The following is a 16,323-nucleotide window of genomic DNA, read 5'->3' on the forward strand; positions in this document are numbered from 1 at the left end:
AAGCCCGGGGGGAGGCGGAACCAGACCTGAGGCAGGCCACCCTGATATGTCATGGCCTCAGCGCCGTCCAGACGTGGCCTGATTTCCTGATCGCCGAAGGAGTGTCCTCCAGGACCCCGCGGGTGCCGTCCACCGCAGTGGAGCTCTGTTCGACTGTTTCGTTGTCCGGGGTGTAGTCCAGCGCGGCAGTCAGCGCGCCGGTACCTGCGACCGCCACGCCCGCTCGTTCTCTGGCGTCCGGAGTCGATGACCGCATGGCCCACCCTGTCAGGGGGCTTTCCAGCTGCCGGAGCTCGTCCGACGTGGACCAGGCCGACTGGCGGAACGCGGTGGCCCCGGGCGCCAGCCCCACTACCGCGCTGCCTTCTGGAGCTGCCGCCATCGCCGCCCGGGCGGCCGCCGTGCCCGCCTTGGCGCCGGAGGCGACCGCCGCCACGCCCGGGACCGTGCCGACGGTGTCGCCGAGGAGCGTCACGCTGCTTTTCCAGAAGTCCGCGTCGAACTGGCCCTTCGTGAAGCCGTCGGACAGGGACTTGCGGAACTTCGGGTCCGAGGTGTGCATGGCCAGGGCCGCCAAGGACAGGCCGCTACCGACGAGCATGATCGCCAGCCCTGCCGGCGGGCAGGCCAGAGCCACCAACGCGCCGACGAATCCGAGCATCGCCGACGCGTTCGACATCGCGTCCGCCGGGTCTTCGACGATCTTGTTCCAGATCGAGGCCAGGAGGCCCGGTTCCTTCGGGGCCAGTCGGTCCGTCGCCGCGTTCAGGGTCTGTGCCACCCGGCGGGCGGCCGTGCCGTGCTCGGAGGCGAGTTCGCGGGCCAGGCGGCGGGCATCGGTGACGGCCTCCTCCGTCTTCGCCGCCGCGGCCCGGGCCTCGTACTGCTGGGCCAGCGTGCGGTGGGCGACCAGGGTGTCGTGCCAGCCCGTGAGCCGGCGGGCCGCCTCCGCGAGGGAGGTGTGGGCCGCGCCGAGGTAGCGGGGGAGGTCCTGCGAGAGGGAGGCGCGGAAGGCGGTGGCGGCCTCGCCCTGCCAGGCCGAACTGTGGGAGACCAGGTCCTTCAGCACCCGGGAGGCCTCCCCGAGGGAGGTGGCCGAGGCGCTGAGCTTCTTGGCCAGGGCCAGGACCGACGCGGGATCACCGGGGGCCGGGTCGAAGCCCAGCGTCGCGTACTCAGTCACGTGCGGCCGCCGCCCGGAGGAAGGCCGCACGCACGGCCTGATCCAGCTCCGCGTACTCCGAGGCGCTGCGGTCCACGCCCTCCCGGAGGTCCTTGACGCGTTTGGTCAGCTCCCGCGTGCCGTAGGCCCAGCGTTCCTGGAAGCCGTCACACGCCGCGTCGAGGTCCGCCGTACCCAGCTGATCGGGCCGTACGTGGTCCAGGGCGCGCCGGGCCTCCCGAAGGGAGACCAGCGAGGAGTCCAGGGCGCGCGTCAGACGGGTCAGCTGGTCGATGTCCACCTGGAGCGAGGTCATGACGCGAAACCCTGGCAGAGCGCGGCTCTGCCAGGGCAATCGGCGTCACTCGCCCGAGCGAGCGGAAATCGGTCAGCCCTTGCGTGCGGCGAGGCGGGCGGCGCGGGCGGCCAGCTTCTCGTCGAACTTGCGGGCCTCGGAGTCCAGGCCGTTCATGAACAGACCGAGCTCCTCCTGGGCCTTCTGGCCCTCCGGGCCGAGGCCGTCGATGTCCATGATCTTGAGGAAGCGGATCACGGGGCTCAGCACGTCGTCGTGGTGGATCCGCAGGTTGTAGACCCCGCCGATGGCCATCTGTGCGGCCATCCGCTCGAAGCCGGGCATGCCGTGTCCGGGCATCCGGAAGTTGACGACGACGTCGCGCACGGCCTGCATGGTCAGGTCCGGGGCGAGCTCGAAGGCCGCGCCCAGCAGGTTGCGGTAGAAGACCATGTGCAGGTTCTCGTCCTGCGCGATGCGGGCCAGCATCCGGTCGCAGACCGGGTCACCGGACTGGTGGCCGGTGTTGCGGTGCGAGATGCGGGTCGCGAGTTCCTGGAAGGCCACGTACGCCACCGAGTGCAGCATCGAGTGGCGGTTGTCGGACTCGAACCCCTCCGACATGTGCTGCATGCGGAACGCTTCGAGCTTGTCCGGGTCCACGGCGCGCGAGGCCAGCAGGTAGTCGCGCATCACGATGCCGTGGCGGCCCTCCTCGGCGGTCCAACGGTGCACCCAGGTGCCCCAGGCGCCGTTGCGGCCGAAGAGCGACGCGATCTCGTGGTGGTAGCTCGGGAGGTTGTCCTCGGTCAGCAGGTTCACGACCAGCGCGATCTTGCCGATGTCGGTGACCTTGGACTGCTGCGGGTCCCAGGCTTCGCCGTCCTCGAAGAAGCCGGGGAAGTTCCGGCCCTCGCTCCACGGGACGTACTCGTGGGGCATCCAGTCCTTGGTGACCTTCAGATGGCGGTTGAGCTCCTTTTCGACCACTTCTTCCAGCGCGAACAGCAGCTTGGCGTCCGTCCACGCCTCCGAGCTGCCGAGGTGGGGAGAGGTGATCGTCACGGGTACTCCTGGGTGTAAAGCGAACTACCTACGGTTCCGTAGCCTACGGAGTCGTAGGTTAAGCGTGACATCAAGGCCAGCCAACCCCCCGGTAGGTGTATGTCCGGTTACATCCAGCTATCTATGCAGTTTATGAGCGGCCTGAGCGGGGTTCGAAGGGCCGAAATCACGCCGGCAGGTGGTTCGCGAGCCCCGTTCCGACGCGAGAAATTTGATTCCGCTTGACCGGCCGGCCGGCCGGTCGGCCGGCCCGCGCCGCCCACACGCCGGCAGGCCGGCGGGTCCGGTGTCGGACCCACCGGCGACGCCGACGCCGACGCCGACGAGCTGTCACTCACCCGACCACAGGGTTTCCCGGACCTCCTCGGCCGTGGTCGGGCGCAGCTCGCCGTCCAGCAGGAGCCATCGTGTGATGCCGATCGACTCCAGGAACGGCACGTCGTGGCTCGCCACCACGAGCGCGCCCTCGTACGACTCCAGCGCGTCGGTCAGCTGCCGCACGCTCGACAGGTCCAGGTTGTTCGTCGGCTCGTCCAGCATGAGCAGCTGCGGAGCCGGCTCCGCCAGCAGCAGGGCCGCCAGTGTCGCCCGGAAGCGTTCGCCGCCCGACAGCGTGCCGGCCGGACGGTCCGCCCGGGCGCCGCGGAACAGGAAGTGCGCGAGCCGGGCCCGGATCAGGTTGTTCGTGGCCTGCGGGGCGAACCGCGCCACGTTCTCCACCACCGAACGGCTCTCGTCCAGCACGTCGAGCCGCTGCGGCAGGAACCGCGTCGTCACGTGCGCCACCACCGCCCCGGACTCCGGCGCGAGCTGCCCCGCGATCGTGCGCAGCAGGGTGGTCTTGCCCGAGCCGTTGCGGCCCACCAGGGCGATCCGCTCCGGACCCCGCAGTTCCCACTCGCCCCGCACGGCGGCCCCGTGGGCCAGGCGCAGGTCGCTCAGCGTCAGGACCTGCCGTCCCGGCGGGACCTGGGTGGCGGGCAGTTGGATCCGGATCTCGTCGTCGTCGCGCACCGCCTCCACCGCGTGGTCCAGGCGCTCCTTCGCCTGCGCCAGTTTCTCGGTGTGCATGATCCGGTGCTTGCCCGCCGACTCCTGGGCCGCGCGCTTGCGCGCGCCCATCACGATCTTCGGCTCGCGCTTGGTGTCGTACATCTTCTGTCCGTACCGTTTGCGCCGCGCCAATTTGACCTGCGCGTCCGCCAGTTCGCGCTTCTGCCGCTGTACGTCGGCCTCCGCGACCCGGACCATCCGCTCGGCCGACTCCTGCTCGGCGGCGAGCATCTCCTCGTAGTCCGTGAAGTTGCCCCCGTACCAGCGCACTTCGCCGTCGCGCAGGTCGGCGATCTGGTCGACCCGCTCCAGCAGTTCCCGGTCGTGGCTGACCAGGAGCATCACCCCGGACCAGGACTCGACCGCCGCGTACAGCCGGCTACGGGCCCGTAGGTCCAGGTTGTTGGTGGGCTCGTCCAGCAGCAGGACGTCGGGGCGGGCGAGCAGCAGGGCGGCCAGCCGCAGCAGTACGGACTCACCGCCCGACAGTTCGCCGACGGTGCGGTCCAGGCCGATCCGGGCGAGACCGAGCTGGTCGAGCGTGGCCAGGGCCCGCTCCTCCACGTCCCAGTCGTCGCCGACGGCCGTGAAGTTCGCCTCGGTGGCCTCGCCCGCCTCGATGGCGTGGAGTGCGGCGCGGGTGGTGTGGATACCGAGTGCCTCGTCCACGCGCAACGCGGTGTCGAGGGTGATGTTCTGCGGGAGGTATCCGACCGAGCCGGCGACGGAGGACTGGCCCTCGGTCGGGGTCAGTTCGCCGGCGATCAGCTTCAGCAGGGTGGACTTCCCGCAGCCGTTGAGCCCGATCAGGCCGGTGCGGCCGGGGCCCACAGTGAGTTGGAACCCGTCGAAGACGGGGGTGCCGTCGGGCCAGTCGAAGGACAGGGCGGAGCAGGTGATGAAAGCAGGGGCATGACTCATGGAGGCCTCCAGGTTGCGTGAGTGGTGCGTGCAACGCGGGGAGACAGCCGACGGTTCAGCCGTAGGGCGTGGTGGTCGGTGTCTCGAACCTCAGACGAGCAATGTCCTGCTCCGTTTCGACGGGGATGGGCCGTCTTCGAAGCTACGGGCGGCCGTCGCCGCCCGCAAACGAATTACTCAGCAGGTGTCTCTCATCAGCTCGGCCAGGCTGTGGTCCATGTCCAGGTAGAGGTGTTCGAGGCCGGGCGGCACCACCGTCGCCGCCCGCTCCAGGAAGCGGTGCAGCTCCGCCGTCAGCATCAGCACGATCGCGACGCCCTCGGTCGCGTGGAACTCGATGGTGGTCCGGTCGCCGTCGTACGGGCGCACCCGTACGTCGCCGTAGCCCGACGGGCGGTCCAACCCGGACTCCAACAGCTCGCGCGAGAAGGTCCACGAGACCTCGACGCCCTCCAGCGTGGCGGGGGCGGGGAAGGCCATGCGCACGGCGAACGGATCCGCGCGGTCGTAGCAGAGGGTGACGGGCACGGTCTCGACCTTCGGCGCGGTGGCGACCAGACGGGCCTGTGCGGCCTGCTCGATGACAGTGATCAAGGCTCACTCCCTTGCGGCGGATCTGCTGCCGGGCTGTTGGTGGGGCCCGGCAACCCGATAGACGCCGGAATCGGCAAATCCGTGCATGGGCCGTTGCGTGAGCTGTGTCACCGATTGGCTGGAACCACCCTGTGTGATCGCACAGAGTGACCGGACGGGCGATGTGCCCGAAGGTGGCCCCGCGCCGCGACGGGTCCGGGGCGCCTCCGAGAAGGGCCGGTAACCGATCACTCCACAGGCGTAAGGGTCCGGGCCGAGGCCGCGTAGAGGGCGGCGGAGACGGTCATGCCGACCGGCAGGGAGAGGTCGATGCCGCCCAGGGCCGAGGCGATCGGCCCGGTGTAGAGGGTGTTGACGCACAGAGCGGCCGCGCCCACCCCGGCCACGAGCGCGAGGGCACCGGCGAGATGGACGCCCCCGGTGTACCAGAAGGGGCTGCCGGTGCTCTCGTCGGCCAGCGCCCTGCCGTCGTAGCGGAAGCGGCGCAGCAGGATGTCGGTCGCGTAGATCGCCATGACCGGGCCGATCAGGACGACGATCAGCTGCAGCGAGTTGCTGACGGTGTCCAGGAGGTTGGAGACGAGCAGCCCGTACAGGGTCAGCGCGACGGCGACGGCCCCGTCGAACAGGACGCTGACGGAGCGTCGGATGCGGATCCCGACGGCCTGCAGGGCGAGCCCGGCGCTGTAGGCGGTCAGGGCGTTGACGGAGATCGTGCCGAGGATCAGGGCGAGCAGGAAGACCGGGTGGAACCACCCGGGCAGGACCTTCTGCAGCGCGGCCTGGGGATCGCTCATGTCGACCGCGGTCGCCGCGAAGGCGCCCAGCGAACAGACGACGGCGCTGGGGACGAAGGCTCCGAAGGCCGTCCAGCCGATGATCGCCCTCCGTGAGGACGAGCGGGGCAGGTAGCGGGAGAAGTCGGCGCTGGTGGTGTAGGAGAGCGGGCCCGAGGCGACGAGTGTGGTGCCGGCGAGCAGCACCGCCCCGAGGTCGACGCCGGTCAGGGGCGGGTCGGGCCGGTAGGCGAAGTCGGTGTGCCCGAGCACGGCGACGGCGACGACGGCGAAGGCGGCGGCCAGGACCAGGGTCATCGGAAGGTAGAGCTTCATGATCATCGCGTGTCCGTAGACGCTGATGGCCAGGGTGAACGCGGCGATGGTCACGATGACGGCGGCCTTGATCCCGGTGTTCGTCGTGATGCCGGCCCGCTCCACGAGGGCGAAGGCCGCGGCCGCCGCCGCGGCCAGGTTCAGGGCGAAGTAGCAGACGGAGACCAGCCAGCCGCCGACCGCGTTCATCACCCGGTTGCCGATGACCCCGTACATGGCCCGGGTGATCACCTCGCTGGGTGCGCCGGCCGCCGGGCCCGAGGTGGCGAGCAGGCCGGTGAGCAGCCAGAACAGATTGCCGATCACGATCACGGCGACGGACTGCCACAGGCTCAGCCCCATGAGGACCAGCGCGCCGCCGATCACCAGGCTGAGGTAGTTGACGTTCGCCGCGGCCCAGACGGAGAAGAGGTCCCGGGGGCGGCCGTGGCGCTCGGAGTCGGGGATGTGGTCGATGCCGTGGGCCTCGATGCGGGTGGCCCGTTCCGAGGTCGGCGCGGCCGGGCCGAGTGCTCCGGGGGCCGGGTGCGAGCCGGGAGGCGAGTCAGGGATCGGGGACGCCATGAGGGACCTCCGGGTGCTGGGCGTGTCCGCCTCGCTTGCTTATTGGTCGCACACTCAATAGCATCCTCGGTATGTCGTCAAGCGTCCAGCGCAAGCGAATTCGCAAGTCCCCGGAGGCCCGCAGGGCCGAGATCGTCGAGACGGCCGCCGCGGTCGCCCTGGCCGAGGGGCTGGAGTGCCTCACGCTGCGCCGGATCGCCGACGAGCTCGACGTCCGGCCCGGACTGATCAGTCACTACTTCCCCTCGGTGGAGGACCTGGTCGCCGAGGCGTTCGGGACGGCCGCCGGGGCCGAGCTGGAGGTCCTGCTGCCGGCCGGAACGCAGGCACCCACCGCCACGGCCGCGGCGACAGGGCCCGCGGGAGCGGCGGCGCTCGCAGGGTCCGCAGGGCTCACGGGGCCCGCAGGGGCGGGCGCCGGCGCGGGCGCCGGTGCGGACGCGTCGACCGCGACCGAGCGGCTGGAGCGGTTCTTCGGTCGCACCTCCGGAGAGGCCTACGACGCCATCAGTCGGCTCTGGATCAACGCCCGCCACCTCAGCCGCTACCGGCCGCTCCTGCGTGACCGGGTCGCCGAGCAGGAGGCCGCCTGGCGAGGCCGGCTGGAAGACGTGATCCGCGAGGGCGTCGAGCACGGCGAGTTCCGTACGCGGGACCCGTACGTGACGGCCATTCAGATCCTCGTCGTCCTCGACGGCCTCGGCGCCCACGCCAACACCGAGGACCGCGACCGTCCCGACGCGGTGACCCGGATGGCGGTCACCACCGCGGAGCGCGAACTCGGCCTGCCCCACGGCGCCCTCACCCGCGACACCTGATCCCTTCCCCTGCCGGTCCCGTCGCCCTCACCTCCTTTGCCCCCTTGCGTCCCCCTTGCGTCCCCCTTGGCCCCGCCCGACGCTCCCCACCCCCGCCCCCGCTGGAGGCTCCGTGCGCACCTCGCTCGTCCTGCTCAACGCCCGTCTGCTCGACCCGGCCACGGGCGGGTTCCTGCCGGACACCGCCCTGGCCGCGGCCGACGGACGGATCACGGCGCTCGGCGACGACCACCACGTCCGAGCGCTCGCCGACGCCTCGACCACGGTGGTCGACCTCAAGGGGGCCGTCGTGACCCCCGGCCTGGTCGACGGCCACATCCACCCCGTCTCGGGCGCCGAACTGACCCATGGCCTCGACCTGTCCGGCTGCAGCGACCTGGACCAGCTCCGCGAGACGCTCGCCGCCGGCGTGCGCGGACTCGCCCGCGGTGCCTGGCTGACCGGCTGGGGCCTGGACCCGAACGCCTTCGGGGACCGGCCCGTCGAGATCGCCCCCTTCGACTCCGTCCTCGACGGCGTGCCCGCCACCCTCCTGCTCTTCGACGCGCACTCCATGCTGGCCAGCCGGCGCGCCCTCGAACTCGCCGGTGTGGACGGGCCGCGGACCTTCGACCAGGCCTCCGCCGAGGTGGTCTGCGACGCGGAGGGCCGGCCCACCGGCCTGCTCCTGGAGGACGCCGCCTGCGAACTCGTCGAACGCGTCGCCCCGCAGCCCACCCGCGAGGAGCGCCGCGACCGGCTGGCCGTCGCACTGCGTGCGATGGCCGCCGCCGGGCTGACCGGCGGCCACGCCATGGACGCGAACGGGGACAGCCTCGCCTTCTACGCCGAACTCGACGACGCCGGTCGACTGCCGCTGCGCCTGCGCGTCGCGCCCTGGTGCCAGCCCGGCTCCGACGCCGAGGCCGTGCACGCGCTCATCGCCGGGCAGGGCGTCGGCGGCCGGCTGTGGCGCACCGAAGGCGTGAAGATCTTCATGGACGGCACGATCGACAACGGCACCGCCTGGCTGGAACAACCGGACCGCAACGGCGAGTCCACACACGCCTTCTGGCCCGACCCGGAGGTCTACACGAGGATCGTCGGCCAGTTCCACCGGGCCGGCGTGCCCGTCGCCACCCACGCCATCGGCGACGCCGCCGTACGGCACGTGCTCGACGCGATCGAGAAGGCCCGGGCCTCCGACGGGCTCGGGTCCGGGTCCGGGTCCCGGGTGCGCCATCGGGTCGAGCACATCGAGACCGTCCCCGACGACACCCTGCGCCGCTTCGCCGAGCTCGACGTCATCGCCTCCGTACAGCCCACCCACTGCTGCGACTTCACCCGTGCCGATCACACCGACAACTGGTCCCGCCGGCTCGGCGAGGAGCGCGCCTCACGCGCCTGGCGCTGCCGCGACCTGTGGGACTCCGGAGCCACCGTGGTCCTCGGTTCGGACTGGCCGATCGCCCCGTACCCGCCGCTCGGCGTGATGGGCGGCGCCCGCCACCGCCGACCCAGCCGCGACCTCACCCAGGCCCCGCACGGTCCCGAGCAGGCCCTCACCGCGCTCCAGGCCCTCCAGGGCATGACCGTCAACGCCGCCCGTGCCGCCGGCGAGGAGGATCTGGCGGGCCGGATCGCCCTCGGCCACCGCGCCGACCTGACGGTCCTCGCCGACGACCCGCTCACCGTCGCCGCCACCGAACTGCCGCAGCTGCCCGTGCTCCTCACCGTCCTCGACGGCGGCGTGACCCACCGCGACGCGAGCCTGTGACCCGGCCACGGGGGCTGGGGCAGGTGCGACGGCAGGGGCCGGAAGGCGCTCTGGACGGCGCATCCCGGGTGCGTTAGCTTCCGGCGCCATGAGACTTCTGGAACTCGGAATCGGCATGTGCGCGGCAGCCCTGGTCGTGGGGGTACTGGCCGCCCCCGCCCAGGCCGATGCGGCCCCGGCCACCGACCCGGCCCCGGTGGCACAGGACTTACGCGGCGCCGGCTGGGCCCTGAAGGACACCGGGAAGAGCGACGTACGCTTCCGCGGACTCGCGGCGGTCACCCGGACCACGGCCTGGGTGGCCGGTTCCAAGGGGACCGTGCTGCGCACGGTGGACGGTGGCCGCAGCTGGCGTGACGTCTCGCCACCCGGCGCGGTCGCGGAGGGTCTGGAGTTCCGCGACATCGAGGCCTTCGACGCACGGCGCGCGGTGGCCCTGTCCATCGGGGAGGGCGAGGCATCCCGCGTCCTGCGCACCGAGGACGGCGGAGCCACCTGGACCGAGGCCTTCCGCAACCCCGACCCGCGCGCCTTCTACGACTGCCTCACCTTCTTCGACGCCCGCCACGGCCTGGCCATGAGCGATCCGGTGGACGGGAAGTTCCACATCCTGGCCACCGACGACGGCGGCCGCACCTGGCGGGTCCTGCCGAACGAGGGCATGCCCGAGGCGCTGCCGGGCGAGGCGGGCTTCGCCGCGAGCGGCCAGTGCCTGGTGAGCTCCGGCCCGCGCGACGTGTGGCTGGCCACCGGCGGCGGGGCGCAGGCCCGCGTGCTGCACTCCGCTGACCGCGGCCTGACCTGGCGGGTCGCCGAATCCACCGTCCCGGCGGGCGATCCGGCGCGCGGGGTCTTCGCCCTCGCCTTCCGGGACCGTACGAGGGGACTCGCGGTCGGCGGTGACTACCGCACCGGGCAGGCCTCCCCGCAGGCCGCGGCCGTGTCCGCGGACGGGGGACGCACCTGGCGCCAGGCCGCGACACCGCCGCCGGCCTACCGCTCGGGCGCGGCCTGGTTCCCGTACAGCCGGGGGACGGCGCTCGCGGTCGGGCCCACCGGCACCGATGTGACCACGGACGGGGGTCGCGGCTGGCGGTCCCTGGAGGCGGGCTCCTTCGACACGGTCGACTGCGCGACGGACACCGGATGCTGGGCGGCGGGGGAGAAGGGACGCGTGGCGCGGCTGGAACGGCGCCGCTGATCAGCCGGCCGGGGCAGGCGGGGCCGGCGCGGCCGGGGGCGCGGGCGGCGCCGGGGTGGTGACGAGGTCCATGCCCGGGTAGCGCCCGGCGGTGAAGCCCGCGGCCCGGTAGACGGGCTCGCCGTCCGGGCTCGCGTGCAGCTGCACGTAGTGGATGTCGACGCTGCCGAGCCAGGCGACCAACGCGTCGACGATCCGGCGGCCGTGACCCCGCCCACGGGCGGGCGCGTCGGTGACGATCCCGTCGAGGTAGCCGCGCCGGCCGTCGGTCCACAGCGGACCGGGCAGGTGGTAGGTGACCCAGGCCATGCCGGTGGCGAGCAGCGGTTCGCCGGGGGCTCCGCCGACGACCAGGCAGCGTACGTGGGGGCGGTCGCCGACGCGTTCGAGGAACCAGGTGCGGGCGACCTGTCGCCAGGCGGCGTCGGCGGGCCCGGGGTCGACCCCGAGGGCGTCGAGCGCGGCGGCGCGCAGGCGTATGAGCTCGGGGACGTCGGCGGGAACGGCGAGGCGCGGCTGCATGAACACTCCGGTGGGTGAGGGCGGTCGAGGGGTTCTGGGGGACGTCCGGTCGGTCGGGCCGGATCAGGGAGCGGAGTCCGGTGCGAGGGGTCCCCGGGCACGCCACGGCCGAAGGGAAAGCGTCGCCAGGTGGACCGTGGAGCTTGCGCGGAGCCCGGACGAACGGGACAGCCTCGGGCCCGGAGGGGGTTCGGGGCAGGGGACGCCCGCGTGCCCGACCCGCACGGCACGGCACCGGACGCCCCGGGTTCGACCGGCAGGATCCACGAGCGACGGCCCAAGGGGCCGTCCCGTCCCGGCGCGGACGTAGTCCCATGTTCCGACACCTCGGTGCGGCGCCGACGGGCCGTGCGACCCGGTGAACGCTGCCGGTCACCGCGCCGGGCGGGCTCGTCCGGACCCTCCGCCTTGCGATGCTGCCCCTCGGCCCTGTGGGCCTGGGGAGACGCCATGGCACCGACCGCCCGGGCTCGACCGGCACCATCCGGAAGAGAGGGCCTACGTGACCGGGTTCTCCCGCACCGTCGACAGGTCCGCGGAGGTCTTCGTGGCGATGAACTCGGTGATGGTGTAGGCGCAGACACCCGCCACCGCGAAGGGGTCCTCGGCCGCGATCCGCTCGATCTCCGCCCGGGACACCCCACCGGCCAGGATCACGCCGCCGTCGCGCGGGACCTTGCGCCCCGACGCGAGGAACACGCCGGCGGCGTAGTAGCCGTCCAGCCAGGCGATGTGAGCGTCCATCTGCTCTTCGACGGACTCGAGAGGGGCGGTGTAGCTGAGCTCCATGACGAACATGATCGCCAGGCTACTCTCGCTCCATCATGACGAGTGTGAAGACCCCCGCCGACGAGGCCGAGGCCCGGGCGATACAGGACGAACTACGCCATCAGGTCGTGCTCACCGAGCCCGGCCCGCCACCCGGCCGCGGCCTCGTCACGGGCGTGGACGTCGCCTACGACGACGCGCGCGACCTGGTCGCCGCCGCGGCCGTGGTGCTCGACGCCGCCACCCTGGAGGTCGTCGAGGAAGCCACCGCCGTCGGGCATGTCAGCTTCCCCTACGTGCCCGGGCTGCTCGCCTTCCGCGAGCTGCCGACCGTACTGGCCGCCCTCGACTCCCTGAAGACCGGGCCCGGCCTCGTCGTCTGCGACGGCTACGGTCTCGCGCACCCCCGCGGCTTCGGCCTCGCCTGCCACCTCGGGGTGGTCACCGGACACCCGACCATCGGCATCGCGAAGAACCCGTTCACCTTCACCTACGAGGAACCGGGCGCCCGGCGGGGCGACAGCGCCGCGCTCCTCGCGGCCGACGGGACCGAGGTCGGGCGGGCGCTGCGCACACAGGACGGGATCAAGCCGGTCTACGTGTCCGTCGGGCACCGGGTCTCGCTGGACAACGCCTGCGCACACGCCCTGGCCCTGAGCCCGCGCTTCCGGATCCCCGAGACCACCCGCCACGCCGACTCCCTGTGCCGCCGAGCGCTGCGGGAGGCCTCCTGAGGCACCCGGTGCGGGTGCCCCGGCCGGCCGGCGGGCGACCGGCCGACCGTGCGTCAGCGGGCGTCCGCCACCCGGAAGGTGATCCCGGCCTTCTGGAGGCGGGCGATCAGGGCGTCGCCCATCGCCACGGCCGTCGTCAGCTGTCCGGCCACCTCCGGCAGGGCGTCGTGGGCCAGGCACAGCGCCGACTCGGCCAGCATCTTCGCCGTCTCCCCGTAACCGGGGTCGCCGCCCGCGACCTCCGTGAACACCCGCCGGCCGCCGCCCTCGCCCACGAACCGCACGGTGAACCAGCTGCGCGCACGGCGCTCCGCGTCCGGCCCCTGGCCCGGTTCCCAGCGGTTCATCAGCCACCGCCGGGCCGGCGGCACCTGCGCCAGGGCCACCGTCGCCCCCAGCGCCGCCGTACCGCCCACCGCGACGGGCAGGTGCTTGACGGAGGCGTAGTGCCGGTAGCGGAAGTCCGGGCCGTAGCGCTCCAGCGCGGCCGCCGACCGGGCCACGATCCGCGGGTCCAGCGAGGGCAACGGCATCGCCCACGTCCCGGTCTCCCGGCTGAACCGCGGCACCCCCACCGGACCGCGGGCCCGCCGCCCCAGCAGCCGGGGCTCGTGCAGCCGGCGCTCACGCGCCGCGGCCAGGGTCTGGGGGCCACGGCTCAGGGCCGTCAGCGCGGAGGCCAGGGTGCCGCCGGAGAAGAAGGCGTTGGACCGCATGAACCCGTCGACCGCCAGCGGGACCCCCCGTGGCAGCTGCCGGACCGTGAAGTACGCCCCGAGGTCGGCCGGGATCGAGTCGAAGCCACAGGCGTGCACGATCCGCGCCCCGGTCTCCCGGGCCCGTGCGTCGTGCTCGACGTACATGCGGTCCACGAACTCCGGCTCGCCCGTGAGGTCCACGTAGTCCGTGCCCGCCTCGGCGCAGGCGGCCACCAGCTCCGCCCCGTACCAGATGTACGGGCCCACGGTCGTGGCCAGCACCCGGGTGGACGCGGCCAGCTCCCTTACGGCCGCGGGGTCCTGGGCGTCGGCCCGCAGCAGCGGCAGCCGGGCGCACGCCGGGTCGATCGAGGCCAGCCGTTCACGCAGCCGCTCCAGCTTCGCGGTGTCCCGGCCGGCCAGCGCCCACCGGCAGCCGGCGGGCGCGTGCGCGGCGAGGTACTCGGCGGTGAGCGCGCCCACGAACCCGGTGGCGCCGAACAGCACGACGTCGTAGGCGCGTTCCGGCCGGTCGTGCGGGACAGTTGCGTTCATGAACGGCTCCTCCCAGGGGGTTTCGGTGGCCGAGGCTAGCGTGATGCTCGGCCGCCGGTACGAGCGGGTACGCCGCGCCGGGCGGGGGAGAGCGGCGCGCGGAGCCAGGCGGTCCCTCTCGGCTTGCCGAGCGGGCCGGGCCCGGCAAGATCCGAAAGGGACGGCCCGGACGCTCCGGGGTCGGACGATCCCCCGGGCGCCCCGCCCGGGGGCTTGTGTTCGATGGAACACGTTCCTAGCATCACTGGTGTTACATCAGTTGTGTCACATAGCCGCACACCACGCACACCATGCACACCAGAGCCGCTGGGGGCCCGATGGCAGTGACAGGGAACGGGAACCGGGACGCGAGCGGGCCCGGCCCGCTCGCCGGGGTGCGCGTCGTCGAACTGGCGGGCATCGGCCCCGGACCGTTCGCCGCCATGCTCCTCGCCGACCTGGGCGCCGACGTCGTACGGGTGGACCGGCCCGGTGGTGGCGGGCTCGCGGTCGATCCGGCCTACGACATCACCAACCGCGGCAAGCGGTCCGTCCTCCTCGACCTCAAGTCCGCCGACGGACCCGCCCGGGTCCTCGACCTGGTCGAGCGGGCCGACGTGCTCCTCGAAGGGTTCCGGCCGGGGGTCGCCGAGCGCCTCGGGGTCGGACCGGCCGAGTGCCACGCCCGCAATCCGAAGCTCGTCTACGGCCGGATGACCGGCTGGGGCCAGGACGGCCCGCTCGCCGAGACCGCCGGGCACGACATCGCGTACATCGCCGTCACCGGCGCACTCGGCATGATCGGGAAGCCGGGGGAGCCGCCGGCCGTCCCCGCCAACCTGGTCGGGGACTACGCGGGCGGCTCGCTCTACCTGGTCATCGGGGTCCTCGCCGCCCTGCACCACGCCCGCGCCACCGGCACCGGCCAGGTCGTCGACGCGGCGATCGTCGACGGCACCGCCCACCTCACCGCCATGATCCACGGAATGATGGCGGCGGGCGGCTGGCAGGACCGCCGCGGCGCCAACCTCCTCGACGGTGGCTGTCCCTTCTACGGCACCTACGAGACCTCCGACGGCGGGTACATGGCGGTCGGCGCGCTGGAGCAGCAGTTCTACGACACCTTCGTGGAGCTCCTCGGCATCGAGGACCAGGCCCCGGCCCGCAAGGACCTCGCCCGCTGGGGCGAGCTGCGGGAGGTCGTCGCCGCACGCTTCAGGACCCGTACGCGCGCGCAGTGGACGGCCGTGTTCGAGGGCAGCGACGCCTGCGTGGCGCCCGTGCTCTCGCTGCGCGAGGCCCCGGAGCATCCGCACCTCGCCGCCCGCGGGACCTTCACCGACCTCGGCGGGATCGTCCAGCCCGCGCCCGCGCCGCGCTTCTCGACGACCCCGGGTGCCCTCACCACAGGACCGGCGCAGCCGGGCGCGCACACGGAGTCGGTCGCGGCCGACTGGGACGTACCGGCCCTGCTCGCGCAGGAGGAGGAGAACTGATGGAACTGTCCATGATGCTCGACTACGCCGGGGACCCGCGCCGGGCCGCCGACCAGGCCGCCGCGCTGGAGTCGGCCGGGCTCGACGCCGTATGGGTGGCCGAGGCCTGGGGCTTCGACTCCCCGACGATCATGGGCTACCTCGCCGCCCGCACCGAGCGGCTGAAGATCGGCTCGGCCATCCTCAACGTCTACTCGCGCACCCCCGGCCTCATCGCCCAGACCGCCGCCGGCCTGGACGCGCTCTCCGGCGGCCGGGCGCTGCTGGGTCTGGGTGCCTCCGGCCCGCAGGTCGTCGAGGGCTGGCACGGGATGCCGTACGACAAGCCGCTCGGCCGGACCCGGGAGACGGTCGAGCTGTGCCGGCGCATCTGGCGCCGCGAGACGATCGACCACCACGGCATCACCGACATGCCGCTGCCGCCCGAGAAGGGCGGCCGGCACGGCAAGCCGCTGAAGATCCTCACCCGCCCGGTGCGCCCCGCGATCCCCGTCTACATCGCCTCGCTCGGCCCGGCCAACGTCCGGATGACCGCCGAGATCGCGGACGGCTGGCTGCCCACGCTCTTCATCCCGGAGAAGGCCGCCGCGGTGTGGGGCGGCCCGCTCGCCGAGGGCGCCGCCAAGCGCTCGCCGGAGCTCGGCCCGCTGCAGACCGTCGCGGGCGGCCTGCTCGCCATCGGCGACGACGCGGCCGCCGCACGGGACCTCGCGCGCCCGCAGATCGCCCTGTACGTCGGCGGGATGGGCGCGGTCGGCAAGAACTTCTACAACGACCTGGCCGTCGCCTACGGGTACGAGGAAGAGGCCCGGCGGATCCAGGAGCTGTACCTCGCCGGACGCAAGCGCGACGCAGCCGCCGCCGTCCCGGACGAGTTCTGCGAGCTGATGACGCTGTGCGGGCCCGAGGGGTACGTACGCGAGCGCGTCGAGGCCTTCCGCGAGGCGGGCGTCACCATGCTCAACGTCACACCGGTCGGCCCCGACCCGGCCAAGCTGATCGAAACCGTCAAGAGCTGGCTCTAGGGGGC

At 72.9% G+C, this 16,323-nt stretch carries 15 protein-coding genes; 6 read left to right on the forward strand and 9 right to left on the reverse strand.

What is annotated here, in order from left to right:
- Nucleotides 1-49: 49 nt before the first annotated feature.
- The 6 genes from OG624_RS32650 to OG624_RS32675 form a co-directional block, all read right to left on the reverse strand.
- Nucleotides 50-1,183, reverse strand: coding sequence for a hypothetical protein (locus OG624_RS32650; RefSeq protein WP_371640133.1), 1,134 nt, complete (start codon nt 1,181-1,183; stop codon nt 50-52).
- Nucleotides 1,176-1,478: a hypothetical protein gene (locus OG624_RS32655; RefSeq protein ID WP_033220020.1), complete on the reverse strand. Its 303-nt coding sequence runs from the start codon at nt 1,476-1,478 to the stop codon at nt 1,176-1,178. The genes OG624_RS32650 and OG624_RS32655 overlap by 8 nt, the downstream gene beginning before the upstream one ends.
- Before the next feature lie 72 nt (nt 1,479-1,550).
- Nucleotides 1,551-2,522, reverse strand: a complete 972-nt coding sequence (locus OG624_RS32660; RefSeq protein WP_030728836.1) for an acyl-ACP desaturase — start codon at nt 2,520-2,522, stop codon at nt 1,551-1,553.
- 330 nt (nt 2,523-2,852) lie between these two features.
- Nucleotides 2,853-4,496, reverse strand: a complete 1,644-nt coding sequence (locus tag OG624_RS32665; RefSeq protein ID WP_326749435.1) for an ABC-F family ATP-binding cassette domain-containing protein — start codon at nt 4,494-4,496, stop codon at nt 2,853-2,855.
- 177 nt (nt 4,497-4,673) lie between these two features.
- Nucleotides 4,674-5,090: an SsgA family sporulation/cell division regulator gene (locus tag OG624_RS32670; RefSeq protein ID WP_033220016.1), complete on the reverse strand. Its 417-nt coding sequence runs from the start codon at nt 5,088-5,090 to the stop codon at nt 4,674-4,676.
- 227 nt (nt 5,091-5,317) lie between these two features.
- Nucleotides 5,318-6,766 carry a purine-cytosine permease family protein gene (locus OG624_RS32675; RefSeq protein WP_033220015.1) on the reverse strand — a complete coding sequence of 483 codons (1,449 nt, stop codon included), beginning with the start codon at nt 6,764-6,766 and terminating at the stop codon, nt 5,318-5,320.
- 71 nt (nt 6,767-6,837) lie between these two features.
- On the opposite strand from OG624_RS32675, the gene OG624_RS32680 reads away from it, so the two are divergent.
- The 3 genes from OG624_RS32680 (at nt 6,838) to OG624_RS32690 (ending at nt 10,541) form a co-directional block, all read left to right on the forward strand.
- On the forward strand, nt 6,838-7,584 hold the full coding sequence (locus OG624_RS32680) for a TetR/AcrR family transcriptional regulator (RefSeq protein ID WP_037968061.1): 747 nt from the start codon (nt 6,838-6,840) through the stop codon (nt 7,582-7,584).
- A gap of 112 nt (nt 7,585-7,696) precedes the next feature.
- Nucleotides 7,697-9,340 (forward strand): amidohydrolase, encoded by a 1,644-nt coding sequence (locus tag OG624_RS32685; protein ID WP_371640134.1) that lies wholly within the window; start codon nt 7,697-7,699, stop codon nt 9,338-9,340.
- A 115-nt stretch (nt 9,341-9,455) separates the two neighbouring features.
- On the forward strand, nt 9,456-10,541 hold the full coding sequence (locus tag OG624_RS32690) for a WD40/YVTN/BNR-like repeat-containing protein (RefSeq protein ID WP_371640895.1): 1,086 nt from the start codon (nt 9,456-9,458) through the stop codon (nt 10,539-10,541).
- On the opposite strand, the gene OG624_RS32695 is transcribed toward OG624_RS32690, so the two are convergent.
- Entirely contained in the window at nt 10,542-11,063 is a 522-nt protein-coding gene (locus OG624_RS32695) for a GNAT family N-acetyltransferase (RefSeq protein ID WP_371640135.1), read from the reverse strand.
- A gap of 498 nt (nt 11,064-11,561) precedes the next feature.
- Nucleotides 11,562-11,861: a YciI family protein gene (locus OG624_RS32700; protein WP_033220007.1), complete on the reverse strand. Its 300-nt coding sequence runs from the start codon at nt 11,859-11,861 to the stop codon at nt 11,562-11,564.
- 26 nt (nt 11,862-11,887) lie between these two features.
- Between OG624_RS32700 and OG624_RS32705 the strand changes: the two genes are divergently transcribed.
- Complete coding sequence (locus OG624_RS32705; protein ID WP_326749440.1) at nt 11,888-12,565, forward strand: endonuclease V; 678 nt, start codon at nt 11,888-11,890, stop codon at nt 12,563-12,565.
- Between the two features lie 53 nt (nt 12,566-12,618).
- On the opposite strand, the gene OG624_RS32710 is transcribed toward OG624_RS32705, so the two are convergent.
- Nucleotides 12,619-13,818, reverse strand: a complete 1,200-nt coding sequence (locus tag OG624_RS32710) for a saccharopine dehydrogenase family protein (protein WP_033220003.1) — start codon at nt 13,816-13,818, stop codon at nt 12,619-12,621.
- Nucleotides 13,819-14,135: 317 nt separating this feature from the next.
- Between OG624_RS32710 and OG624_RS32715 the strand changes: the two genes are divergently transcribed.
- Nucleotides 14,136-15,293 carry a CaiB/BaiF CoA transferase family protein gene (locus tag OG624_RS32715; RefSeq protein ID WP_051763227.1) on the forward strand — a complete coding sequence of 386 codons (1,158 nt, stop codon included), beginning with the start codon at nt 14,136-14,138 and terminating at the stop codon, nt 15,291-15,293.
- Complete coding sequence (locus tag OG624_RS32720; RefSeq protein ID WP_033220000.1) at nt 15,293-16,318, forward strand: LLM class F420-dependent oxidoreductase; 1,026 nt, start codon at nt 15,293-15,295, stop codon at nt 16,316-16,318. The genes OG624_RS32715 and OG624_RS32720 overlap by 1 nt, the downstream gene beginning before the upstream one ends.
- Nucleotides 16,319-16,323 lie beyond the last annotated feature (5 nt).

Origin of the sequence: Streptomyces virginiae (assembly GCF_041432505.1) — a bacterium.
Lineage (GTDB): Bacteria > Actinomycetota > Actinomycetes > Streptomycetales > Streptomycetaceae > Streptomyces > Streptomyces virginiae_A.

Bases quoted from the DNA above. Each gene is read 5' to 3' on its own strand.
- OG624_RS32655 (WP_033220020.1), bottom strand. From the start codon at position 1,478: ATGACCTCGCTCCAGGTGGACATCGACCAGCTGACCCGTCTGACGCGC.
- OG624_RS32665 (WP_326749435.1), bottom strand. From the start codon at position 4,496: ATGAGTCATGCCCCTGCTTTCATCACCTGCTCCGCCCTGTCCTTCGAC.
- OG624_RS32675 (WP_033220015.1), bottom strand. From the start codon at position 6,766: ATGGCGTCCCCGATCCCTGACTCGCCTCCCGGCTCGCACCCGGCCCCC.
- OG624_RS32680 (WP_037968061.1), top strand. From the start codon at position 6,838: ATGTCGTCAAGCGTCCAGCGCAAGCGAATTCGCAAGTCCCCGGAGGCC.
- OG624_RS32690 (WP_371640895.1), top strand. From the start codon at position 9,456: ATGTGCGCGGCAGCCCTGGTCGTGGGGGTACTGGCCGCCCCCGCCCAG.
- OG624_RS32695 (WP_371640135.1), bottom strand. From the start codon at position 11,063: ATGCAGCCGCGCCTCGCCGTTCCCGCCGACGTCCCCGAGCTCATACGC.
- OG624_RS32700 (WP_033220007.1), bottom strand. From the start codon at position 11,861: ATGTTCGTCATGGAGCTCAGCTACACCGCCCCTCTCGAGTCCGTCGAA.
- OG624_RS32705 (WP_326749440.1), top strand. From the start codon at position 11,888: ATGACGAGTGTGAAGACCCCCGCCGACGAGGCCGAGGCCCGGGCGATA.
- OG624_RS32710 (WP_033220003.1), bottom strand. From the start codon at position 13,818: ATGAACGCAACTGTCCCGCACGACCGGCCGGAACGCGCCTACGACGTC.
- OG624_RS32715 (WP_051763227.1), top strand. From the start codon at position 14,136: ATGGCAGTGACAGGGAACGGGAACCGGGACGCGAGCGGGCCCGGCCCG.
- OG624_RS32720 (WP_033220000.1), top strand. From the start codon at position 15,293: ATGGAACTGTCCATGATGCTCGACTACGCCGGGGACCCGCGCCGGGCC.